The 24,748-nt window shown below is 68.6% G+C and carries 16 protein-coding genes; 5 read left to right on the top strand and 11 right to left on the bottom strand.

Features of this window, described 5'->3' with window-relative positions; genetic code table 11:
- Nucleotides 1–17: 17 nt before the first annotated feature.
- The 5 genes from C1703_RS14600 to C1703_RS14580 all read right to left on the bottom strand — a co-directional run bounded on the left by C1703_RS14600 (nucleotide 18) and on the right by C1703_RS14580 (nucleotide 12,139).
- Complete coding sequence (locus C1703_RS14600; protein WP_114253016.1) at nucleotides 18–1,880, bottom strand: DUF1998 domain-containing protein; 1,863 nt, start codon at nucleotides 1,878–1,880, stop codon at nucleotides 18–20.
- Nucleotides 1,877–5,137, bottom strand: coding sequence for a helicase-related protein (locus C1703_RS14595; protein WP_114253014.1), 3,261 nt, complete (start codon nucleotides 5,135–5,137; stop codon nucleotides 1,877–1,879). The genes C1703_RS14600 and C1703_RS14595 overlap by 4 nt, the downstream gene beginning before the upstream one ends.
- On the bottom strand, nucleotides 5,134–7,038 hold the full coding sequence (locus C1703_RS14590) for a UvrD-helicase domain-containing protein (protein WP_198678169.1): 1,905 nt from the start codon (nucleotides 7,036–7,038) through the stop codon (nucleotides 5,134–5,136). The genes C1703_RS14595 and C1703_RS14590 overlap by 4 nt, the downstream gene beginning before the upstream one ends.
- On the bottom strand, nucleotides 7,035–11,501 hold the full coding sequence (locus C1703_RS14585; protein ID WP_232840756.1) for a DEAD/DEAH box helicase: 4,467 nt from the start codon (nucleotides 11,499–11,501) through the stop codon (nucleotides 7,035–7,037). Before C1703_RS14585 ends, C1703_RS14590 begins: the two co-directional genes overlap by 4 nt.
- Nucleotides 11,502–11,932: 431 nt before the next feature.
- Nucleotides 11,933–12,139, bottom strand: a complete 207-nt coding sequence (locus tag C1703_RS14580) for a hypothetical protein (RefSeq protein ID WP_114253008.1) — start codon at nucleotides 12,137–12,139, stop codon at nucleotides 11,933–11,935.
- Nucleotides 12,140–12,684: 545 nt separating this feature from the next.
- On the opposite strand from C1703_RS14580, the gene C1703_RS14575 reads away from it, so the two are divergent.
- From C1703_RS14575 to C1703_RS14565, 3 genes are read left to right on the top strand one after another with little or no spacing between them, the layout of a single operon-like run.
- Nucleotides 12,685–14,829: a helix-turn-helix transcriptional regulator gene (locus tag C1703_RS14575; protein ID WP_114253007.1), complete on the top strand. Its 2,145-nt coding sequence runs from the start codon at nucleotides 12,685–12,687 to the stop codon at nucleotides 14,827–14,829.
- A 2-nt stretch (nucleotides 14,830–14,831) separates the two neighbouring features.
- Nucleotides 14,832–15,827 carry a hypothetical protein gene (locus tag C1703_RS14570; RefSeq protein ID WP_114253005.1) on the top strand — a complete coding sequence of 332 codons (996 nt, stop codon included), beginning with the start codon at nucleotides 14,832–14,834 and terminating at the stop codon, nucleotides 15,825–15,827.
- Nucleotides 15,824–16,702, top strand: a complete 879-nt coding sequence (locus tag C1703_RS14565; RefSeq protein ID WP_114253003.1) for a DUF6339 family protein — start codon at nucleotides 15,824–15,826, stop codon at nucleotides 16,700–16,702. The genes C1703_RS14570 and C1703_RS14565 overlap by 4 nt, the downstream gene beginning before the upstream one ends.
- Nucleotides 16,703–16,735: 33 nt before the next feature.
- On the opposite strand, the gene C1703_RS14560 is transcribed toward C1703_RS14565, so the two are convergent.
- The 6 genes from C1703_RS14560 to C1703_RS14535 form a co-directional block, all read right to left on the bottom strand.
- Nucleotides 16,736–18,091 carry a DNA cytosine methyltransferase gene (locus C1703_RS14560; RefSeq protein WP_114253001.1) on the bottom strand — a complete coding sequence of 452 codons (1,356 nt, stop codon included), beginning with the start codon at nucleotides 18,089–18,091 and terminating at the stop codon, nucleotides 16,736–16,738.
- Between the two features lie 11 nt (nucleotides 18,092–18,102).
- On the bottom strand, nucleotides 18,103–19,098 hold the full coding sequence (locus C1703_RS14555) for a DNA cytosine methyltransferase (protein WP_114252998.1): 996 nt from the start codon (nucleotides 19,096–19,098) through the stop codon (nucleotides 18,103–18,105).
- Entirely contained in the window at nucleotides 19,095–19,496 is a 402-nt protein-coding gene (locus tag C1703_RS14550; protein ID WP_114252997.1) for a very short patch repair endonuclease, read from the bottom strand. Before C1703_RS14550 ends, C1703_RS14555 begins: the two co-directional genes overlap by 4 nt.
- Before the next feature lie 549 nt (nucleotides 19,497–20,045).
- Complete coding sequence (locus C1703_RS14545; RefSeq protein ID WP_114252995.1) at nucleotides 20,046–20,504, bottom strand: DUF3592 domain-containing protein; 459 nt, start codon at nucleotides 20,502–20,504, stop codon at nucleotides 20,046–20,048.
- Nucleotides 20,505–20,655: 151 nt separating this feature from the next.
- Nucleotides 20,656–21,672, bottom strand: a complete 1,017-nt coding sequence (locus tag C1703_RS14540) for an SEC-C domain-containing protein (RefSeq protein WP_114252993.1) — start codon at nucleotides 21,670–21,672, stop codon at nucleotides 20,656–20,658.
- 120 nt (nucleotides 21,673–21,792) lie between these two features.
- The gene (locus tag C1703_RS14535; RefSeq protein ID WP_114252991.1) at nucleotides 21,793–23,268 is read right to left on the bottom strand and encodes a beta-1,6-galactanase; all 1,476 of its coding nucleotides are present in this window, start codon (nucleotides 23,266–23,268) and stop codon (nucleotides 21,793–21,795) included.
- Nucleotides 23,269–23,505: 237 nt separating this feature from the next.
- Here C1703_RS14535 and C1703_RS14530 point away from each other — a divergent pair, with 237 nt between their 5' ends.
- Together C1703_RS14530 and C1703_RS14525 are read left to right on the top strand one after the other, a co-directional pair.
- Nucleotides 23,506–23,817 carry a DUF6412 domain-containing protein gene (locus tag C1703_RS14530; RefSeq protein ID WP_114252989.1) on the top strand — a complete coding sequence of 104 codons (312 nt, stop codon included), beginning with the start codon at nucleotides 23,506–23,508 and terminating at the stop codon, nucleotides 23,815–23,817.
- Nucleotides 23,818–23,913: 96 nt separating this feature from the next.
- The gene (locus C1703_RS14525; protein WP_114252987.1) at nucleotides 23,914–24,624 is read left to right on the top strand and encodes a YidC/Oxa1 family membrane protein insertase; all 711 of its coding nucleotides are present in this window, start codon (nucleotides 23,914–23,916) and stop codon (nucleotides 24,622–24,624) included.
- Nucleotides 24,625–24,748 lie beyond the last annotated feature (124 nt).

The following is a 24,748-nucleotide window of genomic DNA, read 5'->3' as shown; positions in this document are numbered from 1 at the left end:
ACACGCTCGACCGCTTCCTAGTGGCCCAGTATGTTCGCGAAGAAGCCCAGGTCGGGATCCTCCGGTGTTCCGACGAGCAGCGCACGGTCGAGCAGGACGTTGTTGTGCTCGCAGCTCGTCTCGGGGAGCATCACGCAGGCGTGGCAGGCGGCCAGGTTCGTGCCGCCAGTGCCTGAGGCCTCGGACTCGATGCACAGGGGGTCGGCGGAGCACCAAGAGGCCCGGCGGATCGCGGACCGGATCGTGCCCGCCAGCCGCTCGGGCTCGCCCTGGGCGACCAGGCCGCCGAGGCTGCCCGCAGAGTCGCTCGTGGCGGTATAGACGAGCAGGCCCGCCATTTCCTCGTCGGCGTAGAGGCGTTCACGGAGGGCGGCGGCCGGGTAGCCGGCGTCCAGACTCCACTCATTGATCAGCACGTGGGCCAGGGTGTGCAGCAGCACCATGCGGGGTGTGGCGGGCGAGGGTTGGACCTTGGTCGGGTCGGAGGCTCTCTGCTCCATCATCCGGCGGTGTGCGGTGCGGATGCGCTTGGCGCGCCTGGCCACGGCGGTGATGTTCTCCCAGTCGTCGAGACGGTCCTCGGCGAGCCGGAGGAAGACGCCCTCACCCCGAACCTCCATGGCCGGCAGCCAGTTCAGGGGCATCGAGGAAAGCACTGCCTCGTTGGTCTCGGAAGCCGAGTCGGGATCGGCCAGCCGGGTGAACGCCTTGAGCGCGCGGACCTCGCGGAGCTTCTTGACCAGCATCGGGCCGGTGACCCCGATGTCGTCGAGGGCGGTCGGGTCACCGAGCGGGGTCTCGCAGATGAACTGCTCGTCACGTGAACGCTCGCGCTCGTCGTTGCCGGCACGTAGACGTTCGTACTCCTTGTTGCGCAAGGCACGGTAATGGTGGTCGAAGCTTCGCTCTTCGTCCCCGGTGGTGTCTTCCTCCTGTTCGGCGGCGAGAAGTTCCATCACCTCGTCGACAGAGACAGGGCACTCGTCCCCGAACAGGACCTTGAGACACATCTCGACATCCGACCGGTCGCTCAGCTCGCGCAGTCGGCTCCAGTACGGAGCAAGCGGGTCCGCGCGACCGTCACTCCACGGCGGGATGGACAGCGCGGACTTCAGTACAGGCTGCCAGACGGCGGAGGAACCACGCTGGAGGGTTCGTGGGGTGTGACTGCAGGACTCCGCCGGGACGGAGGTGCCGAGCCACGGTCGGGTGCCCCGGCAGCGCAGACCGAGGTCCTTGAGAGCGCTCCTGCGGAAGGAACCCTCCATCGACACCTCGGGCACCCCGCAGCTGCACGACACGAGGATCGAGCGGAGCGAGGAACTGCGGCCGGAGGTGCGCAGCCTGAGCGTGCCGCCGCACTGGCCGGCCGTGGTGGCGCCGCGCCCTGTGGCACGGTGGACCCAGTGCCAGTACGGGAACTCGTCGAGGTGGCCGGCTTCGCAGGCGATCACGAAGCGGGAAGGGACCAGGTCCGCCTCACAGGTGCCGCAGACGCTTCTGCCGGGCGGTGGGTTGAAATCACGATGGCGGCGCAACTCGTTGCACTCGGGACAGGAATGCATGAGCGGGAAGCGGCGGACCCGGATGCCGTCCTTGCTGTGCTCGTCGGACGCGGGCGGCAGCCGGAAGTGCTCGACGTTCAGGATTCGAGCGAGTCGCCGTTCGTGGATGCGCGGTGCCTCGTCCAGGCGCCAATGCTCGTCGGCCCCGTCCAGGCCCGAGATGACGAACGACTCGTGGTCGACGGCGATGAGCGAGCCGACACCGTAGGTGGTGATCGCCTGAGCGCGACGGACCGCGCCGCGCCGCGGCAGGTTGTGGGCGGGCGCCGCGCCATTGGCGCCGGAACGGCGACGGCGCGCGGGGGGAGGGGTCATCGGGTGGCCTCCATGAACAGGGCGGACTCGGCATCGACGTCGCGCAGGCTCCACAGAGTGGGCCAGGCCTCGGCGTTCTCGGCTTCATCGTCGTACGGCTGCAGAAGGGAAGGGGTGTACCTGCCCTTCCTCGGTTCGAAGAGCAGGCCGTTGTGGATGTCGGCCTCGTCGCGCCACCAGTCGAGGAATTCGTCGAACGCACGGGAGACGGCGTCGGCCTCCTCGGGGGTGACCGCGCGAACGCGGTCGAGGAGGACGGGCTTGATCTCTTCCCTGATGCGGTGCTCGTACGACTCCACCATGCCCGCAGCCTCGTTGGGTCGAGCTTCGGGGAGCATGATCCGGGTCAGCGCGACGACAACCGCGTGCAGTCCGCGCTCGCGGGCGCGGGCGGAGAAGGGGGTGACGGACGTCGACTCGACCTCGCGGTACAGAGCGGAGTGGAAGTGCAGGAAGTTCTCGTAATGGGAGCGGTCGCGTGAGCGGGTGGCGTTGAGCATCACGGCGACCAGGCCGGGGTGGGCGCGCCCGACCCGGCTGGTGGCCTGGATGTACTCGGCGGTGGTTTGTGGTTGGCCCATCACGGCCATCAGGCCGAGTCGGTCCACGTCGACGCCGACCGCGATCATGTTCGTGGCCAGGAGGACGTCCACGACATCGGGGTCGGGGAACGCCCGCTCGATGCCTTTGAGGCGGGCCGGGATCTCGCTGGCGTCGATGCGACTTGTCAGCTCCGAATAGTGGGCGACGGAACGCACGGTGGTCTCCTCGCGCGCGGCGAGCAGTTCCAGATACGCCACCACGTCGTCGTGGACCTGGAGCTCCGCCGCGGACAGCAACCGGAGACTGTTGAAGTAGCCGACCAGGCTCCAGTAGGCGTCCCGCACCTCGTCCGGAGTCTTCGCCTGCTTCGCCCGATGCAGCAGAGTCGCGTACGTGCGGATGAGCAAGGTGGACTGGCTGGTGCCCGGGGCGAGGAGACCCACATAACGTCGGCTTGCCTTCTTCTCGCGCGCGGTCTCCACGGCGAACCAGGAGTCCCGGGAGTCGAGGCCGGCGGGCGGGAACTGGCGGACCTCGCGGTCGAAGAGACTGCGGCCCTGGTCGGCGGCGCGCCGGATGGTCGCCGTCGAGGCGATCACCTTGGGACGCCCGGCGAGTTCGTCGACGGCGGTCTCGTAGAGACCGGTGAGCGTACCCAAAGGGCCGGAGATGAGGTGGAGTTCGTCCTGGACGATCAACTCGGGCGGTGGCGTGCGGTCGTTCGGGTCGTCCCGATTGAAGAGGGCGGCGGTGGCCGGACGCCACGGCATCGACGCGAACTTGTCGACAGTGGCGATGACCAGCGTCGGCCGGGCGTCGTACACCGCCTCGTCGATCAGATGGACGGGCAGACCGTCATTGAACTCGCAGCCTGCGCCGGGACAGCGGACGTGCATGCGCTTGGCGTCCTCGTCGACCTCGTAGGCGCGGGCGTCCAGGCGGGTCCCGCACCAGGGGCAGGCGTGCAGCTGGACCGGGTTCTTGGTCGCCAGACGCTTGTCGAGATCCTTGTGGAGCTCTGCCAGCTGGTCGTTCGCATCCTTCAGCTTGTTCGGGGTGGCCGATTCACCGACCCACATCCCGAGGGAGAACGGTTCGGAACCCAGCTCCGTCAGATTGCCACGCCGCATCCGCTCCATGGCACAGAGCAAGATCGTGGCACGCTCGAACTGCTGGAGGGTCAGGAGGCGCAGCGTGTACCGCATCAGGACGGTGACGCCGCCACCGTTCACACCTAGCCGGATCCGGCGCAGGAAGGAGGTGAGGGCGATCAGGCCGAGGTACGCCTCCGTCTTGCCACCACCGGTCGGGAACCACAGGAGGTCGGAAACCTCGCGGTCGCGGTGCTCGGGATCGTCGATGCCGGCCAGGCAGAGCAGGACGAAGGCGATCTGGAACGGGCGCCAACGGCCCTTGGCAGGTTCGGGGGAGCCGGTGCGGCCGCTCTTCACCCAGGCGCCGCGTGCCCGCTGGTCGGCCATCGCCCGGTTGGCGAGCCGGAAGGCCCGCATGAGGTCGGGCTTGGTACGCAAGAGGTCGATGCCCTCGCAGATCCGGCGCAGGGCCTCACGGCAGGCGTCGACCTGGTCGCGGGCGGCCTTCTCGTACACACCGCCGATCAGGGCGTCGGCTTCGGCCTGCTTGCGGTCGATCCACCGCTCGTAGCCCCCGGCGAGCGCTTCCAGGGCACCGATGACCTCCGTGTCCGGTTGCTCCGCCAGGCCGAGCATGGACAGGGCAGAGCTGTCGATCTCCGGATTGGAGTCGGTGAGCAGCACCTCCACGCTCGGCACGAACTCGCTCCGCACCTCGGACACACCGGCCGGCCCGGAGGAGTCCGTCACACCGATCGGCGGCGCCGTCCAGTCCCATTCCGCGGCGCAGCCGTGTCCGACGGCGAAGGTCGGGGCGTGGCGGTGCAGCAGGCGGCTGACGGCGACCTCGGGATCGTGCGCGACATCGGGGGCGGGACGCTCGACGAAGGCGCTGGACCCATCGGCCGCACGGACGACGAGCCCGCACTGGAACAGGGAGAACGCGTCCTGCAGTTCTCGCTCGCCGACCGTGTGCGTGTTGACCAGGGTCACCGTGACGGTCACCGTTCCCAGCGTCGCGTCGGGGCGCCGTACGTTGACCCGGAGCGCGACTCCATCGGCCAACGTGAACCTCAGGTCGGGGGCAGGCGTTGTCACGTTCACCATGGTGTCGGGCAGCGCGAGTTCCTCACGCCGCCAGTGCTCCTGCTGGTCGGAGGTGGTACGAGCCTCGGCCCTGCGGGCTGGGACGGGGTTGCCGTCCGCGTCCGTGGGCCGATAGACGGCGGCCCGGGCACTGACCACGACCGAATCGCTTATTGCCGGGTCGATCGCGAAGGTGAGCCCCATGGAGGAGGGCCGACGGGACCCGGCGGCGCCGACCTCCTGCGCGGTCCCCGACTCCTCCACGTTGTCGCGGGTACGCAGGGGGGTTACGTCCAGGCCGTCGTGCTCGGCCTCGTCCTCGAGCATTCTCTGCTCGGCTTCGTCGTCCGCCGACCTCGGGTAGAGGACACCGGTCAGGTAGCGGTCGATCGGGGCGTCCCGGGTCAGGACTTCGTCACGGTCCTCCCTGGCGGCGTCCGGGCCTGGGCCGAGGAGTTCGCGGCGGAGGCCGACCAGCAGCTCCTCGTCTCGGACTCGGTAGTGCTCGGCGTACCGGTTCTCCGTGTCGCTCATGCGCGCTGCTCCTCGTCGTCGTCCGCCCGTCGGTACCTGCCGATTCCGGTGATCCGGGGAGCGATCCAGACTCCCCGGTCACCGAGCCCGGCGTTGGCGCTTGCAGCAGTGCTGCCCGCGACGGACTCCAGGGTGTCCACCCGCAGCCCGTGGATCTCGTCGGGCCACCAGGGGTCCCATGTGCGATTCACCTTCTGCACCTGGAACAGCTCCTGCCGGAACCGCTCCGAGGCTTCGCCGATCTCCCACCCGTTGTGCAGCAGGGCGTACGGAGGGCTCTGCCACTCGCCGAGAGGCAGGTCGTGGCGTCTGCGCAGCACGACCTCCTGGCCAGGGGAGACGTGCTTCAGAAGGTAGGCCTGGGTAGCCACGGCGTCGGCCTCGTGGCCGGGAGGGTTGTCCGCGCACACGTCGCCGGACTCACCGACGATCCCGTACCGGTCGTACGACTTCCAACCGCCCAGGTACCTACGGCCGTTCTTCCTGCCACCCGCCCGCTTGAAGATCGGCAGCTCGGGGCGGTTCACGTGATAGAGGTCATGACGGGCACGCGTCAGGGCCACATACAGGGCGCGGGCCTCGGCCGGCAGATCCAGCTCCTCCTTGAACTGGTGCTGCAACTCCGTGACGGACAGCGGGGCGAGGACGATCACCCGGTCGAACTCCAGACCCTTGGCACGGTGCACGGTGGAGACCACGACGCGTGCCGGCTCCGGATCGGTCAGCTCGTCCGGGAAACGACCCTCGGCAACCAGGCCGCGCAGCCGTTCCAGGTCGAGGATCCCTCGCCCCGGACCCCGCGCGGCCCGGCGCAGCACGGCCCACACCGCTTGCCGGTCCGGCTCGTACTGCAGAGGTATCTCCGAGAGCAACGACCGGAACCGGTCCTCGGAGAGCGTGGCGGACTCGGTGCGGCGCAACAGCTCGGCCACCCAGTACGGGACCGGGCGCTCCTCCAACGGGCGCCTCAGCCGATGCTCCACGCCGTGCTCGTGGAGCAGCTCCGAGACGATGAGAGCTTGCCGGTTGTCACGGGCGAGAACCGCGCAGGTGTCGGGGAACTCGCGAAGTCCGTCGAGGGTGAACGGATCGGAGAGCGCTCCCATGCTGTTCGCCGGATCGAGGAGCAGCTCGCGCATTTCTTCATAGAGGGCCGCGGCCTCGTCGGCATCCGTGAGGTTCTGGAGGCGCTGCCCGTGTGCCAGGGCGATCCGCGCCTCCGGGGTGGACGCTCGGAAGTTCTTGGTGAGGCGGAGTTCGACCAAGTCGTCCGGGTACGAGGCGCGCAACCAGTCGAAGAACCGGCCGGTCTCGTCGGCGCGTTCGGTGAGGTCCGTGATCTGGAAGCCGTAGACGGACTGCGCGGCGTCACCGACCACTGTGAAGCCGCAGCTCTCCTGGTAGCGATCGAGCAGCGCCTCCACGAGGTCCCGTCGATCGCCCAGCAGATCCTGCACCTCGTCGATGACCACGTGCGCGGGGGGCACGGCATCACCGGCCTCCAGCGCTCCCTTCTCGATCGCACGGGCAGCGGCCGCGATCCTCTCCAGGAAGGAGGCCGCACTCCAGTCGTTGTCCGGGTACGCCTGCCGCAGCACGCCGTACGCCCACGCGTCGAAGGTCTGCGCCCGCACCCGGTGAGCGCGCTCACCGTACCGGGCGATCCGCTCCCGCAGTTCCCGAGCCGCCGCCCGGGAGAAGGTGAGCACCAGAATCTCGGAGGCCTCCAGCGCCTCCTCGGGGTCCTCGTGCCCGCACAGCGCGTCGAGGCGGCGCACCAACGTGTGGGTCTTGCCGGCCCCCGCGCCGGCGGTCACCAGGACACGGGCGTCCCAAGGCTGCTCCACAACGGCCCGCTGCTCCTCGGTGAGCGGAGGACTGTCGAGGTAGGCGTCGGTCACGAACGGCTCCAGAGGTGCTCGAACTGAGTGAAGGCGAGCTGGGTGTCGAAATTCTCGATGTTGTCGCTGACATTGAGGATCAGGCAGCTGTCCTTGCCACCGTTCCGAGGGCCGCGCAGGCCACGACCGATCATCTGCTGGTACACGTTCGTGCTGTAGACCGGCCTGGCCACGACGACGGCACGGGTGGCCGGCGCGTCGAAGCCCTGGGTGAGGACACCGTAGTTGGTGAGCACACGAATGCGGCCGTTTCGGAAATTCTCGATACGGGAGCGGCGGTCCTGGGCGCTGGTGGTCGAGTCGACAGCGGCGGATCGGATACCGCGGTCGTTGAGCATGGCCGCCAGGTACTTCGCGTGGTCCACGGAGGTGGCGAAGAGCAGCGTCGGCCAGTCGTCCGGCAGAGCGGCCACCTCGTCGACGATGCGACGGCTGCGCCCGTGGTCGTCGGCGAGCCGCTGTTCGGCGGAGCGAGAGAGCATCGCCATGCGGTCGGCGTGGGTCTTCTCGTCCCGGGTCAGCTCGATCTTGCCGCCCTGCAGCGTGCGATGCTCGACCTGGGCGAGCATGCCCCAGTCCTGCAGGTCACGGTATGGGTCCCCGGAAGGGAAGACTCCCTCGTCGAGACGTCGGTTGCCGAAGCGGTTGACCAGCCGACGGGTCTCCTCCTCGTTGGTGTTGCGGAACGGGGTCGCCGTCAGGCCGAGCAGATGGCGGCCGGTCTCGTACTGGGTGAGTCCCAACTGTCCCAGGATGTCGGTGTACCGCTTGGAGATCGCGGTGTGCGCCTCGTCGACGATCACCAGTGCGGCCTGCCGCAGCCAGGCGTATTGGTCGGTGCCCAGGCACCGCTCCAGCTTGGCATCGGTGGCCACCACCAGGTGGGGGTGGTCGACGACGTCACCGACCTCGTTGCTGCTCCACAGCCGGCTGATGGTGAGCGGGCGTTCCGCGCCGACCTTGCTCCACACGAACTTCCAGCTCTGGACCGCCTGTTCGCACAACTCCTCGGTCTGCGCGATCCACAGCAGCGGACCCTTCAGGTCACCGAGCCGCTTGACCCAGCGGATGACGGCCTCGGCGGTGACCCGGGTCTTCCCTGCCCCGGTAGGCAGAGACAGCATGCCGCGCTGCGGAGCCAGCCGGTCGAGCATGGTGGAGATGTTCCGGACCAGATCCTCCTGGTACTCGTGGAGGCTCGGGAAGTCCCGAGGGCCATCGACCGTCTCGAACGCAGGCGGGGACGGAGTCCTCGAGCCGGCGAACGCGACAGGCAGCTTGAGTTCCGAGACGAAGGCGATGGCGGCCGACGAGCCCGTGTAACCGACCGGCGCGTTGGGAAAACGCGCCTGGATGTCCCGGGCGTGCTGCTGGAGCACGCCGTCACCGTGCGCGTTGAAGGCCATCTGCGCGATCCGGTGCCCTGACGGCTCCACGCCGTCGGTCGCCTGCAGCTCGGCCTCCATGAGCCCCTCGGGCAGGCCGGCCCGGAGCGCGTCCGCACCGATCAGCAGCTCGATCTTGGCCACTACGTCCCCGGCCTCGCGCACCGCCTTCTGCGCCGCCTTCAGCTCGCTGTCCCGGGCCATGCGGTCCTGGTGCTCCAGCACCGCGCGGCAGCCGGCCGCCCCGAGGCCGAGGCCGAACTCGCGGTCGATCAGCCGCAGCATCGGCTCGGGCTCCACAGGCACGCGGACCTTGACGGTGCCGTCCTGGCGCACGGCGTCCAGGGGAGAGGCGTGCGTGCCGTTGGGCGTGCGGGTGACCTCCTCCAGCTCGGTGCAGCGTTGCACCATGCTGTTCCGGTTCCCGCTGTTCAGGCGCTGCCGCAGGGCGGGGAACAGCTCGACCAGCGGTACGGGGTCGCCCTCCGGCACTTCGCGGGTCTCCCGGCTGATCACGTCGGCATAGCGGAGCATGCCCCACTTCTCGACCATCAATTCGGCGTCCTCGGCGGTCGGTACGAGCAGCGCCGGGAGCTGCTCGGCGCGGAGGGCCCGGTACTCGGCGGCCCCGACGGCGAGGGTGATCTCGTCGTCGGGACGGGTGCCCCAGGTGTCGCCGATCCGGCAACGGGTCAGGGAGTCCTCGGGGAAGTCCGCGCCGAACCGGGTCAGCATCACGTAGGTGGCGCCGACGAAGGAGTCGTCCTCGCTGCGGGACACCTCGTCGAGGAGTGCGTCCCAGCGGTCCGCGGGAACCTCGTCGACGGTGGTCGGGAGCCGCAGCTTGCGGGCCTTCTCGGGGGAGATGTCGGCGACGGGCAACACGTCGCGGTAGGCGGCGAGCTGGGGGCCGACGGCCTCCTTCAGCGGCCTGATCCCCTGCGAGGTGGCGACCGTGCCGTACTTCATCAGCATCCACCGGATCGGCGAGGCCACCGCCTGCCGGGTGCTGGTCTGCGCGCCCATCTGGCGCGTCCAGTTGTCCACCACGGCGTCGTCGGGCAGCACCTTCAAGAAGGCAGCGCGGGACTCCTCGGAGAGCGCACGGAAGAGGTGCAGCGGGCCACCGATCGCGGCACCCTCGACCTTCATGCGGCTCAGTGCGGGGCGGGGGGCGCGGGTGTCCAGGCTTCGCAGGTAGGCGGCGTGGACGGCTGCGCGGTACTCCTCGAACCAGGCCTCGTCCGACTTGGGCTGCACCCCCCCGGACGGTCGCTCCTGCAGGCCGACCTGAGAGAAGAAGGGGATGTCGTCGGAGTGGAACACCATGTCGACGGCGACGCTCGAGTCGCGCTTCGCGTCGACCACGACACCCGGCAGCATGCAGTTCTCGACCGGTCGGAACCGCCCGTCGGCAGTCCGAACACGGAGCGTCGAGCGCGGCGTGGGCACCCGCTCCAGGACCTTGTGGGCCACGCGACGGGCCCCGGCCTGCCGAAACAACTCCCAGAACCGCTGCCAGTCCGATTCGCTGTAGTGGTCGAAGCCCTGGTCGAGAACGCTGAAGAACCGACCCTCGACATCGGCCTCCCGAATGCCCAGGACATTGAGCGCGTGCATCAGCGACGGGTCCTGCGCGAGTCGGTCGACCACGTACACCAGGGACTCGCGCAGCCCACCCTGATCGGCGCGGCGGAACACCTTGCCATGTACGGGGGCGACGAGACCGTGCTCGTCGGTCAGTACGATGCGTGCCTTGCGCGCCTCATCGGCATACGGGGAGCGAACCTCGATCATGTCCGCGAGGATGCGAATGGCTACGGCCGACGCCTCGGCGGTGCCGCTCTCGACCAATGCCTCCAGCCACTCGCGGACATCGGTCCGCCCGTGCCCCGCCGCGGCGAGAATGTGCTCGACCTTTCCGGAGCGCAGGGAGTCCGCCTCGACGCTCGGGTGCAGCCAGTTCGAGGGGCGCCCGGGGCACTCGTGCCACATCCGGAGCCAACCGGACAGCTTCTTCGGATCCCTGTCGAGCCGAGGGTGGACCCGCAGCTCGGTCGGGACGCGCAGGACGCCGTCCTGGTCGGGCAGCGACGGACTGTCCGCAGCGCGGTCCCAGATCTCCCGAGTCAGGAACTCGTCGGCCCAGCTGATCGCCTCCTTCACACGGCCGGGCAGCAGCGGGAGGTAGGCGGCGGGGTCATCGGCGGGGGCAAGGGCGGGGAGAGAATCGACGACCAGCTGCGCCGACACCCTGATCATCTCCTGGTTGAACGGGGAGGAGTCGAGCAGGTTCTGCCGGTCCTCGTTCGTCTTCCAGGCCCCGTTGAGGATGCCGCTGAGCGACATCTCGTACTTGGTCGGGAAGAAGGACCAGAACTTGCCGCGACCGCGCGATCGCGGGCTGACGTGCAGGCCGCTCTCCGGATCCAACTCCAGTGCGGGCACGCCCCAGGCAAGTTCGAGCGAAAGCCGGTCGTGCAGCTCTCCGGCGTCGGCGCGGGCTGCCTGGCCCGGTTCATGGGTGGTGGTGAACACCCGCCACCGTTCGGTGGCAGCGGCCTTCCCGGTCCGCTCTTCGACCACGGTGTGCAGATCACCGGCCTGCTGAGCGGTCAGTTTGCGGCGGGCCACAGGCCGGGGCCGGCGGTCCTCCAGCACTACCTTCGCGACGTGCGGAGAGAAGAGCTGAAAGCCGACCGGGAACTCCTCGCGGGGCTCGCCGTGGTCCTTGGCGCGACCGCCGTGCATGTCCCGGCCCAGCCGGTCATCGGCCCTCGGGAGCAGGGGCAGGCGAACGACGGTCGTCGCCCAGGTCAGCAGCTCGTGCAGAACGGAGTCGGAAGCGCGTTCGGCTTCCATGTCGAGAGGGCGGGCCATACGCAGGACCGGTGCGGGGAACTCCTGGCCGTAGCGCGCCGCTACACCGGGCACTGCCTTGATCTGCTCGTACGACCAGGCACGGTCGAATCCGAAACTTCCGGTGCGGCTGAAGAATTCCGGTGCGTCGGTCACCACGAGGACTGATTTCACGCCGACGCCGAATCGACCGATCTGGCCGCCGCGCTTCTTCGACATGCTCATCCGGAGAATTGTTTCAGCGCCTTCCGGGGTTACCGGACTTCCCTCGTTTGCGCAGTACAAATGACTTTCCGTGAGGACGACTTGTACTTGTCCGCCCGGCTCTTCAGCGATTTCGTCGGCCGCGTTCTGTACGAGTTCAAAAAGCTGGCGGTCGCCGTAGCCTCCTTGAGTGACACGGCGCTCACCATTGGCGTGCTCGGCGACGAGGCCGGGGTCCACGGCGTACGTCTGCAAAACACGGGAGGACTGCTCGAGAACGGTTTGGATAACCGGAGAGGACGAAGACGGCACTGCTCTGCACTCCTGAGGTGTCGAGGTCCGGACGAAAGCGTGAGTGACGGGCCGGCCGCCGGCATCGTGTGGCCGGCCCGCATGAAGGCGCGCGTGCTCTGGGAGACTCGGTGTCGACGGCGTGCTACGTGGAATCAGGCCGTGGGTGAGGTCTCGTCCGGCAGTTGTTGAACCGTCTTGGCCAGGTCGGGGAATCGTTGGGTGAAAAACTCTTCGGGCAGGTCGTGTCGGTGGAGGATCTCCGCCACCTCGACCTTGCTCTGTGCTGTTTGAATCCGCAGTTCAAATGCGCTTAACTCCCGGAGCGAGTCAAGGAGGTCGCCGCAGTCCTGTTCATCCATTGAGTGGTCTTCCCCTGTTGCGTCGTGTCCTGTGGTCGCACAGGGGTGCACTTGGATACACGTCCCCCGTGAAACGGATGGGTGTTGTCAGGCGAGATACTTCTTCCGCTGATCACGCTAGCGGGTGGATGTCTCGCGCCGCCAGCCCTTTCAGGGAAATGTTTCTGCTTTCGGGTGTCAACTGCATTCGGGCGCTTCGGTCCCCCTCGCCCTTCCTGCGCCCATGTCTGGAATCGGACGCACTTCTCCCCCGGCCGCCCGGGCTTCCCAGTTTGGGGTTCACGAGCGAGATGGCATTTCCCATCGTCACTGAAGCTATCGGCAGTCACTCGATCGTGCAACCCTGAACTTCCGCTGCACTGAAGGGAGTTGGTCATTCCGCTTACCGGGTGGAGCGTAAGGGGGCCTAGTGGGGCCAACAGGTCAAGTTGGACATCGATGGGCAATGGCAGGGGCGGTCGAGTGCGGTCAACTGTCAGTTGACGTCGCCGGGCTTGTCAAATTATCCTGCTCGCACGACTCTCCGAGGGAAGAGCAGGTGGCGCGTGGAGACAGGTGAGGAGTTCGGGCCTTGGTTGGCCCGTCAGCTCAAACTCGCAGGGAGGACACAGGCCGAACTGGCCGAGGAACTCGGGCTGACCCGAGCCGCCGTCTCCGCGTGGATCACCGGGAGGTCGACTCCCCGTCCGACCGTCATGCAGGACATCGCCAAGGCGCTCGGCACAGACCTCGGCACGGTTCACACCCGCACCACCGACACTCAGGCCGGCCTGCCGGTCACCTGGTACCACCGTCCCGGCTATCCCGACGGTGGCCGTGACCTGGGCAATGCCGCAGCCTTCGCCTTCGACGCCGACGTGCAGGTCCTTGCACGCGAGACCTGCCAGAACAGCCTCGACGAGCGACTGACGGAGAACGGCCGCCCGGTCCGTGTCCGTTACACACTGCACGAGTTGACCGGCGAGTCCCTGGACGCCTTCCGTGAGGCGATTCTCTGGAACGATCTCTTCCCGCACTACTCCGCCGTCTCGGAGGGCGCGGGTAACCAGAAGGTCGGTCGTGTCGTGGACGCCGGGGTGCGCGACATGTACGAGAAGGGTCGCCTCGTCCTGCTGCGGGTCGACGACTACAACGCTTCAGGGCTCATCGGGGACGACTACGCAGACGGCAAGTTCGCCGCTGTGGTCAGGCGCCAGTTGGAGAGTCTCAAGTCCGGTCCGGCCGCGGGCGGTTCGTATGGCCTGGGCAAGGCGACTTTGTGGGCCACCAGCGCTCTCGGTCTCGTGCTCATCAACTCCACGTTGTCCGAGCCTCACGAGGGACGTACCGAGCGACGGGTCATCGGGCGTCTCGAACTTCCGTGGCGCGAGGTCGACGGTGTGCCGTACGCGGGCCCCGCATGGTTCGGGCGCCCTGACCCTGATTCGCCCGGCGCCCGTGTTGCCCGTTCCTGGTGGGCCGACGAGGAGACCGTGGCTCGCCTGCACCTGACCAGGGAGAACGACGAACCCGGTACTTCCTTCCTCATCGTCGGCGCGCACGATGTGGCCAGCCTCGAGGACAACTCGTCCGACACCGACGACGAGGCCATGGATGAGGAGGGCGGCGAGGACACGCGTGACATTCGCAAGATGCACCGCCGTCTCGTCGAGGCACTGGGGCGTGACTTCTGGGCCGCGATGACCGGCGGAGGCAGCAGGTTGCCCCTCCTGGAGGTCTCGGTCCGTTCCCTGCGCAACGGCGATGTGGTCGTGGCTGAGGAGCAGGTGGACCCGTCCGCCGAGCAGCCTTCCCGGACACGCGCCCTCCGTGCGCACTATGAGGGCACCACCGTGGATCGACTCACTGAGGCCGGGCAAGTGGCGGCGCGGAGCGTTCCGCTGAAGCTGCCGCTGTCCGGGGGCGCGCGGGGGACGCTCGGTACGCACCAGGCCGTCCTGTTGGTCACCGAGGCGGACAACGACAAGGACACGCCGAAGAACCAGGTGCACTCGCTGCGTGGTAACCGCATGACCGTCAAGAGAGCCGGGGTTCCGAACCTGCCGCTCGGGACCAACCCTTTCCAGGCTGTTCTCCTGGTGGGGGAGGCTGCCGGGGAATCTGCCCCGTTCGCGAAGGAGGCGGAGGAGTTCCTACGGGCGGCGGAACCTCCTGAGCACGATCGTTGGGGGCAGACGGAGGAGCTGACCCTGCGCTGGTCGCCCTCCGCGTACCGGCGGATCAACGCGCTGACCACCGAGGTCAACAACGCTGTCAGGGAACTCGTCGCACGGCCCAAGCGTGGCAGCCGCGAGGGCGGTGAAGCCCTGCGCAAGGCATTGACCGTGAAGACGAGGCCCAAGGCCAAGGCGCCCTCCGGGCCGGTGGTCCCGGTGCTGGACGGGCTTGACGCGACGATCGGCGATGACGGGGAGTGGCAGATCACAGGGGAAGTGAGCATCCCGCGTGGCGACGAGGTCGTCCCGATGGTGCCGGTCGCCCAACTGGACGTGCTCTCCGGGGGCCGCCCGAAGCTGGACTGGGCAGAACTCGTCGCTGTCGAGGGCTGTGAGGTGCAGGACGGCACCCTGCGCTTCACTCCGGGCACACGACGAGCGAAGTTCCGAGGAACCACCGATGTCACCAGTCACCCGGTCAGGACGAAGCTCACCCGCCTTGTCGTCGAACTCCGCGCCGGCAAGGGGGAATGACGGTGAAGATCTACCCGTACAAGAGGCTCAACCGGCCGGTCACGCTCCGAGTGACCTCGGTCTCCCTCAAGCTCTCCGACGGCACCCGCGACCAGTTGGAGACGACCGCGTACTCGACCCAACAGCAGGCCGTCGCACTCGGCATCGCGGGCCACACCGACTGGGTGAGCGCCACGATCGGCCTCTCCGCGACGCTGCCGCCCGGAGCGAACGCACCAGACGCGGCCTGGGCCGATCTGCGCGTTCTCGCCGTGCTGACGGACGGCGAGACCAACGTCCGCACTTCCACCGACCTCACGCGTGACGCGGAGGACGGGCGGGACTGGTCGGGGTCACTGGAGGTACTCCGTGACGATCACTTGGGTCGGGCTTCCCTCGCCGTGTACGCCGTCGGGACGGTAGACGGGGTAGAGGGTCGATCGATTGCGGAGACCGACCGGAGCTGGATCATCGACACGGTCTCCGAAGAGCCGGTACGCGGGCTCCAACTGGAAGTCCAGAAAGCCTCGTTCAGCAAGAGTTCAAGGGAGTGGTTGCACGCCTATGCCGACGTGCCGTGGATCGTGGACGCTTCGGCCAGGGTCCCCACCGTGTTCGTGAACACTGACGTCGAAGGGATCATCGGTCTGTTGGACAGCAGCGGCTCCGGTGTGGAAGGCAAGGTGCGTGACCTCATGGTCGCTCAGATGGCCACTGACATCTGGGCCGCGGTGTTCCACGGTGCCATCGGCGACCTGGAGGTGGAGCCCGGCGGCGGCCCGGTCTTCCCGACCGACTGGCAGGGCGAGGTGCTGCGGGAGATGCTCCCGGACGTGGTGCCCGGCGTGCATGTCGAGGAGGCTCTACGGCAGGTTCATCGCCGGCGCACCGGCGACTCGGGCTGGGTGGAACTCCAGACCCGCATCCACTACGCGGCGGCCCGTCGTGCTGATGCCGGCAAGGCACTTGCCTATGCCATCCGCAGTCTGGAACAGATGAACCGAGAGAGTGAGACGTGATCAGCCAACCGAACCACGTACCGGAGCGTCTGGCGCTGCTCCCTGCCTCGGCTGTCGATCCGTTCCTCACCGAGGAGTTGCTCAAGGGCGAACAGGTGCACGGCGGTATCGATCTCGCCAAGGTCGTCGAGTCCCTTCCAGAGGACGACGCCAGGTGGTCGGTCGAGCCGATCCGAAGCCTGGTGGAAGACGCGATGTTCGAGTTCCGCGAGGACCGCACCCGAGCCGACGCGTGGCTCGCGCCACGGCTCCACGCCACGCTGCGCCTGACGCGGCGGGAGGCGGCGGACAAGCGTCTGTGGAATCACATCGCCTTGGCGGTGGCCCCGGACTATGTCGCCTGGCGTCACCTGTCGGAGCCGACCGCGAGGAAGCCGGAAAGGCGCATCGCCGCTGAGCGCTTCCGGGGCCCTGCGGACCGGCAGTGCTTCTCCCGTCTCTGGTGGGCGGCTGAACTCTTCCGGAACGGGCCGGACTATGCGCCCGTCGAGGTCGCCTGCGGAAATCAAGACCTCATCCACACCGTTCTGAGGGGAGGGCTGGTCGACCACCGTCCCACCGCCCAGGCTCTGGTCCGCCTCCTGCAGAACGGCAAGGTCACCGGGGGGCGAGAGGTCAACGGCCTCAGCGTCGCGATCAATGCGGCCGGAGCGACTTTGGTCTACGACGTCCTGGCACCGGATGAGCCCAGGGATCCCGCTCGTTTGCGTGACTGGATCGCGGAAGCGGGGTCAGCACTCCCGGTGGGGCGGCATGAACTCCCGAAGGGGCCGGACGAGGACCCCGTCCCCGAGAAGTCCGTAACCGCGCTCACGAACTACTTCACAGACCTGTTCGAGACCGCACCGGTCAGGGGCAGGAAGAGCGCGGACTGAGCCGGCTCAGCGACCTGCTGCCGACCGAGCGAACTACTTCGCCGACGACTTCTTGCGCGGGCCGACGGACGAGCGGACCGGTGCCTGATCCTGGGGACGCGGGCACCTTGCGGTGCAAGCGTCCGCGGCCCCGCAGCCGTGACTTCGCAGCTTGGCCCGTTGTTCCTCGGTGGCCGGCTGCCACGGCTTCCTCAGCACATCCGGATCCGGGGCGGGAAGACCGAGCGCGGCGCTCAGCAGGTGGGCACCGAACACGGGCGGCACGGCGTTGCCCACCTGTTGGGCCTGTGCCGTACCGGACCAGGGATAGTCCGGAGGGAAGCTCTGCAGCATGCCGGCCTCGTTCATGGTGAAGCGCGCGCCCTCGCGGACGACGTCCTCGTTGAGGTGCTCGAACACCACGAAGCGCGAGATGCGACCGGTGACGGTGGCGGCGGGCTGCCGGTCGGTCCGCACACCGCGCCGCCCGGGAACTCCGGAGCTGCCGTAGTTCGAGCGGACCAGGAACGGCGTGCGGCGGCCCGGGTGCGTGCCCACCGGGTCGGCGAGAACCTCACCCATCGACTTCCAGGCTTTCAGGGCCCGGTTCTCTCGGTGTTCCTCGGGCTCGGGGGCGGTGGCCTCGTCGTCGAGGGTCGGCTGATGAACCTGGCTCGCGGTCTGATCTGCCCTGCGGTTCCATTCCTTCGCCTCGTACGCACGGTGGGTGGGCGCGGGAAGCGAGGGCTGACCCAGTCCTTCACGCCGAGCGATCAGTACGGCGCGGGATCGCGTCTGCGGTACGCCGTAGGTCTCGGTGTCGAGTACGTCGACGACGACCTTGTACTTGGTGCCGTCGGGGAGGCCTGTCTCCTCCAGCACCTTCGCGTAATGGACCCACAGGGCCTCCACCGCGGGGACCTGTTCGAGGACGATCACGTCGTACGGGCGCTTCTCGCGGTTCGGGCTCCTGGTTGCCTGAATGGCGTACCTGAGGGGCTCGAGGACCATTGCGGTGCGCGGATCGCTGAGCTTTTGCAAGTCCTTGTCGATCGCCTCGTCGGCCTGGCCCGCCATCAGCCGTTCGATGTACCCCTTGACCTCTTCCAGAGCCTTGCGCCCGGCGCCTTTTCCAGCCACCGAGTACGTCTGGCACGGGGGACCGCCGGCGAGCACGTTGATCTCTGGCGGCAGGGACTCGAATGCATCCCTGCGCACCGCGCTCACGTCGGCGTGGAGCGTTTCCAGCCCGGCCGCGTACCGCGTCAGGCAGGCGCTTCTGTCCCACTCGATGCCGAGACTGGGGATGTCGAGCGCGTGTCCGGCGACATCCAGCCCTCCGGGCCCCGCGAAGAGATCCAGGACAAAGGGCTTGTCGAGGATGGACTGGTGTGGCGCCGTGCTGGTCATGTGGCGCAAGTCTAGCCGGCAGCGGAGACTGCGGAGTCCCCGTCCAGCGCTTCGGCGAAGGCCCGACCCAGTGCCTCTCCGACGGGCGGGGGCGTGGCCTGCCCGATCTGGCGGTACCGGGCGGTCTTGAGCCCGGTAATTGCCCACGATTCGGGAAAGGCCTGCAACAACGCCGCCTGTTCGGCCGTGATTTTCACCATGTTTTCCCTACCGAGCTCGGGATCCCAGAGGAACTCCGGACCGGGAACCTCGTCGCCCAACGTGTGCGCGTTGACCCCCATGGTCTCCCATGTCCGCTTGGCACCGGTCGGTCCCAGGTCGGCGCCACCTCGGTTCTTCGAGCCTCCGACCAGTGTCGGAGCCGGTCGATCGGCTTGTGCGGCCCAGCGGGCGGCGTCCTGCCAACCGCGTGAGGCCATGGACGGCCCCAGAGCGGCACCGACTGTCTTCGGCTCCTGCACGGTCGGCGTCGGCGGTCGGAACGCCTTGGCCCGATGCCGCTCGACGGCCACCAGGACGCCCTGCTTCCGATTTTGCGGTACGCCGAAGTCGACCGCGTTCACGACAAACCAACTGAACTCGTATCCCAGGTGGGACAGTTCCGCCCGGGCGAAATCGCGGAACTGCTGATACTCGTCCGAGTGAGCGAGCCCGGGAACGTTCTCGATGAGCACTGCCCGAGGTCGGATCGCATGGACGAGATACACAGCGGCCTCCAACAGCCGCACTTCTGTGCGCGAATCCGTTCGTCCAACGGTCGCACTCGACTTCACGCGAGGCAGGCCCGCCGCGAGGAGATCCACGTCATAGCTCACGGGGTGCTCTGCCGGGTCGAAGTCCAGCAGGTCGGTATGAAGCACGTTCCAGTGCGGCCGATTGGTCCGCAGAGTCCTGACGGCGAGATCGTCGTCATCCAGTAGGAGGCGCGGCTCGAACCCTGCCTGCTCCAGCCCGAGGGCAAGCCCACCCGCCCCGGAGCACACATCCACGAAGGTCAGTGGCCTCACTGTTCTGTCCCCCTGGTTCGCTCGGTCCGTCGCCGCTCCACGACTTCCGCCACGCGCAGGGCCACTTCCTGGGGAGCTTGGTGCTCCCAGAACCGCAGCACCGTCCACCCCGCCGCGAGCAGATGCTCGGTCGTCTCCCGGTCGCGGGCCATGTTCCGGTCCAGCTTGCGGCGCCACCACTCAGCGTTGGCCTTCGGATGGGTGGCGTGTTGGGGGCAGCCGTGCCAGAAGCAACCGTCGATGAGGACCGCGACCTTGGCCCGGGGGAACGCCACGTCGATTCGTCTTCGGGGCATGCCCGGCACCGGGTACTCCACGCGATAGCGCAGCCCGGCTGCGTGCAGCAGTCGTCGTACGGACAGTTCGACTGCCGTGTCCTTGCTCGCCTGCCTGCTCATGCGGGCCGAGACGCCGGGAGAGGAAGGCGTCGCGCTGTTCACTGTCGTAGAGCCTCACGCATGCATGTCGTCGCGGTTCGATGATCGCTGCTTCCGGCCTGGTCGAGTCGACCGGGCGGAAGCATTTCCAAGGGACGGCCTGTCCCGGAATGGGATTCCACCACGGGGCGGAGCGCTGACGCACCCCGAAGCGGACATGACCTTTACGCGCCTTGCTTGATCCCCTTCTGTGCGTGCACGTTCACTCATGGCGTTGTGGATCTGTTCTAGCAGCAGCCACCGACATCGGAAGGGGGTGCTGACAAGTTGATCCATTTTGTGCTGTGGGGCCGCCCGCTTCATGGCCAGTGTCGTGCTTCCGCGACCCGCCTCAAGGCCGCTCCAGCACGAGAGAGAAGCGAGCGGGCGGCCCGGAGAGGCGTGGGTCACAGGGAGGGGCGCAACTGGTCGGCCGTCCAGTCACCCGGCGTCGGTGAGCGCCTCAGCGGATCGGCGCACGCCGGGTCGGTTCGGCGGCGGGGCGTCGGCGGGGGCGTGGCGGTCGGGGCGTCACCAGAACGCGCCCGCTCCCATCCCCAGTCCGAGCAGCACGCAGGAGACACCCCAGGCCAGGTGCGCCCCCGCCGAGTACGACACGTTCGCCGGCCTGCCGTCCTTCTGGTGTACGACCACCACCCGGCGCGGGTCCCTCGGGTCGTAGCGGAGGACGACCGGGACGCCGGTGTGGAGAGGGTGCTGCTCGTGGTTGAGCGGGGTGCGGCGGTACGTCTGGTCGGGTGGGGCGTCGGGGCGGTTGAGTGGTGGAGCTTTGTAGCGGACCTGGGGCGGGTGGAGGGTGGGGCCCTGTCGGCGGGGGCCCCGGGCCACCTCGCCCCTGGTGCGGATGCCCCGGACGCCGAGGCGGGAGAGGGCTCGGCGTTGGCGTTGGGCTATGCGTAGGTTCCCGATGCCGAAGGCCGTCATGGCGGCGGCCATGACGAGTGTGATCGTGAGCCAGGGCTGGTCCACGTGACGCTCCCCCCCCCGAGCCGACGTCAGTCGTCAGGTGTCCGTCGTCGTCGCTCGGGAAGACGGGGGGCGTGTCGTGGCGGTTCCGTGGGGACGGCTGTCGGGCCGGCCCGGGTCTTGGGGTGGTGGGCCGGAGGGCCCGCTGCCTGTGTCAGGCCGTGCTGCCGTGGCACGCGCCGTACGGTCGGCCCGAGCCGCACCAGCACGCCGCGGTGCTCTGTGGGGGCCAGGCCACCGCTCGTCCCCGTGCCGCCAGTGTCGTCGCGTACTGGGGAAGCAGCGTCGCGTCGCCCGGGGATGTGCCCTCCGATGCCGCGAAGGCCTCGTAGGAGGGGACCGTGCCCGTGACGATGCCGAGGTTCGGGGTGCCGGAGGCGGAGAGTTCGCGGAGGGCGTGCTCTATTGAGGCGAGGTGTTCGGTGTGGGAGGGGTACTCCGGTGCCAGCGCCGGGTACGCGTCGAGGAGTTCCCGCAGTTCGTCCGCCGGCCAGTGGAGGATCGCCACCGGGAACGGGCGGGAGAGGGCCTCGCGGTAGGCGCCCAGTTCCGCGCGGAGGCGGAGGATCTCCGCTTCCAGTTCCGCCGGGTTCTCCGAGCCGAGGGACCACACGCGCTTGGGGTCGTGGAGTTCGTCCAGGGAGACCGGGAGGGAGTGGACCGAGTCCGCCACCGCGTCCCACTCGTCGTGGGAGCGGCCCAGCATGCGGCGGACCCGGTGGCGGCCGAAGAGGAGGGGGTGCGTCGGCTGCGGGGGTTCCGGGACGTCGGAAAGGAGGAGGCGTACTGCCTCCGTGAACGTGTCGTGCGCCGCTTCCAGCTCGTCGTGGGACTCCAGGGCCTCGGCGACGATCACCCAGGGGGCCGGGTCCCGGGGGGACGCCACCCGGACGCCCTCGATGATCGCCCTGGCCTCGGCCTCGTGGCCGTACTCCCAGAGGTTCGAGGCCTTGAGCGCCCGGATCAGGTGGGGGGCGTCGAGGCCCTCGGAGGAGGAGAGCAGGCGGTCGTAGAGCTTCGTCGCGCCGGGGCGGTCGCCGGAGAGTTCCAGGTGGGCCGCTGCCCGCAGCAGCAGGGCCTCGGCGTCCTCGGGATACAGGGCGGCGGTCCGCTCCAGGCGTGCCGCCTCGGCGGTGTGGTCGACGTTTTCGGCAGGCGTGTCGGGGCGCATGGGGGACACCGTACTGCCGGGAGGTGACGAGCGTGAGGGATGCGCAGGCCAGACCCCCGGCCGACTCTCACGCTCATCACCAGGGCTTTACGGTTCGCTCCGAACCGTCGCCGAGTCCGGCTACAGCGTCACGTTGTCTATCTGGAGCGTTTGGACCGACTTTGCCGCGAAGGGAACGCTCACCGATTTGCCGTTCAGGCGGATGTCCGAGCGCGGGGTGTAGAGGTCGCCGCCGCCCGTCGTGACCGTGTTCCAGCGGGGGACCAGGCCCCCGGAGCCGCCCGTCACCGTCGAGAAGCGGGAGAGGTCGAAGGTGAGGGTCTGGGCGGAGGTGGCCGTGTTGACCGCCACGATCACCAGGCGGCGGGCCTGCGCGTCGTACGCCGCCACCGCGTAGCTGACGCCCGTGTCCAGGATCGTCATGCCGGGGCGGATGTGGCGGCTGAACTGGGCCAGGACGTAGTGCTTGGTCTGGACGGTGGTCGGCTGGAGGGTGTTCGCGTCGTAGGCGATCATCGCCCAGCCCGTCGACGGGTCCATGACCTGCCAGTAGCACCAGGCCGTGGGGTGCAGCCAGCGGAAGTCGTAGCAGAGGTTGGACGCCATCGTCAGGCCCGTGCCGTCGCTGTCGCCCGTCTCGGAGTTCCACAGCTTCTTGCGGGACGTCGTCACCACGTCCGTGTAGAGGAGGTCGCGGCGGCCGCCCGAGCCCTGGTAGCCGTGCACGTTGACCTGGGAGACCAGGGACTTGGTGGAGGAGCTGAACGACGCCCAGGTGGAGCGGGCCGTGTCGTAGTTCGTCTCGTCCGAGGCCGCGATGCGGATGCCCGTCAGGCCGCGCTTGTCCAGCTCGCTGCGCATGTACGGGAGGACGGCCGCCTGGACCGCCGGGTCCATGTGGCAGCCCTCCTGGGTGCCGGTCGCGGTCCACCAGGTGGAGGCCGGCTCGTTGAACGGGTCGACCGTCGCGAAGTTCACGCCCCAGTTCGACTTCGCGTACAGGGCGGTCGCCGCCAGGTGGCTCGCGTGCTGGCGGTAGTTCCAGGTCTGGAGGTTGTTGCCGCCGCCGGCCGCGCCCGAGGGGTTGTGGTTGCTGCACATCCACCACATCGGGGAGTTCGCGAACAGTTCGGTTGTCGCGCCCCGTTGCACCGCCTTGACCAGCATCGCGCGCTGGTTGGCGTCCGCCGTCCACTTCCAGGCCGAGGAGGTGGGGTCCTCGTTGTTCCAGTCCTGCCAGAAGCCCTCGATCTGCTTGAAGGCGGGGATGTTGGGCGACTCCACCATGGTCTCGCCGCCGACGCTGTTCCAGCTGCACGCGCCGAGGTTGTAGCGGGCGATGTTGAGGCCCAGGCCGGGCAGGGAACGGCCGTTGTACGTGACCGACTTGGTGGTGAAGAACAGGTCGGCGAAGTCGTCCCGGGCGCCGAAGACGTTGGCCCACCAGGCGAGGGAGGTGCCCCAGCCCTCCCAGGTGCCGTACGTCGTCGACGGGTTGACGGCGATCGTGGCGTCCGCGTGCGCGGTGCCCGTCGCCAGGGCGCTGCCGAGGAACGTACCCCCCGCTGCGGCCAGCAGGGATCTGCGTCGGATCACGGCTCCTCCGTAAAGGAATCGGGGCAGGCGCCGGTCCCCGGCCCGGCGTCGCGGGTGTTGGCCCGTTCAAGGCAACGGGTCGGTGGCATCGAGAAGCATCGGGTGCGGCGGGTGGGTTGTCGAGAGTTCTGACGAACCTTTCTCAAACCCGTGTACGAAGTCGCGGATCCGTTCGGCGGGGCGATCCTGTATAACGAACAGCAGGGCATACACACGTACGAGAGGAGGGGCAGCCGGATGGACCGCGGTTGGACGACTCTGCGTCCCGCTCTCGCGCTGCTCTTCCTGATCGTCGAGGTGGCGCTGCTCGACACCGGCAGCCTCTCCGCCACCGTCGCGCTCGCCGCGACCGCCGCGGCCTCCGCCGCCCTCGCGGTCTGCGCCGTCGTCGCCTCGCGCTGCGCGCCCACGGTGCCGCGCACCCGGGTGCGTACGGCCATCCGCGACCGGGATCGCCGTACGGCCTTCCTGCCCCAGCGCGATCCCGACGCCCGGGGGCGCACCCGTCCCCGCGCGCCCGGACACGCCCTCCGGGCGACCGTCGCGTAGGGAACCTCCTTCGAGCTGTCCTTCGAGCTGTCCCGCGCGGGTCGTCATGCCGCCACGTCTCATTCCGGCACGACGAGACCCCCGGAGGGCTCACCCATGTCCGTCTTCGCCAGCCTGGTCGAGCGACTCGCCGACCTGCTCCAGCCGCTGTTCGGCGCCTCCGCGGCCGCCGCCGCGATCGTCCTGTTCACCGCGCTCGTACGACTCCTCGTCCACCCCCTGTCCCGGGCCGCGGCGCGCGGCCAGAAGGCCCGCACCGCGCTCCAGCCGAAGATCGCCGAGCTGCGGAAGAAGCACGGCAAGAACCCCGAGAAGCTCCAGAAGGCCGTACTGGAGCTGCACGCCGAGGAGAAGGTGTCGCCGCTGGCCGGCTGCCTGCCCGGGCTGCTCCAGATCCCGGCGTTCTTCCTGCTCTACCACCTGTTCTCCAGCGACACGATCGGCGGGCGGGCCAACGAACTGCTCGGCCACCAGCTGTTCGCCGCGCCGCTGGGGGAGCGGTGGGTGGACGCGCTCGACGGCGGTCTCCTCGGCGGGGCGGGGCTGGTGTACGCCGGGCTGTTCGCGGTCGTCGCCTGCGTCGCCGCGTTCAGCTACCGCCTCAGCAAGCGCATGATGGCCAAGAACCCGGTCGTCCCGGCCGGGGAGGGCGAGCAGGTGCCCGGGCTGGGGGTGATGACCAAGGTCATGCCGTTCATGTCGTTCTTCACGCTCGTCACCGTGGCCGTGGTGCCGCTGGCCGCCGCGCTGTACGTCGTGACCAGCACGACGTGGAGCGTCGTCGAGCGGGCCGTGCTGTACCGGTAGGCGGTCTCTGTACCGGCAGCCGGCCGGTGCGGTGACGGTCCAGTACGTGAACGGGGTATTGCGGAGTGCACTTTCACCTTGGAGGATCGACCAGTCCTCCGATGGCTGCCCCGCCGCATCCGGG

It is taken from the genome of Streptomyces sp. Go-475, from assembly GCF_003330845.1.
Taxonomy (GTDB): domain Bacteria; phylum Actinomycetota; class Actinomycetes; order Streptomycetales; family Streptomycetaceae; genus Streptomyces.
The sequence above is the reverse complement of the archived record's forward strand: the minus strand, read 5'-3'. Positions and strand labels throughout refer to the sequence as shown.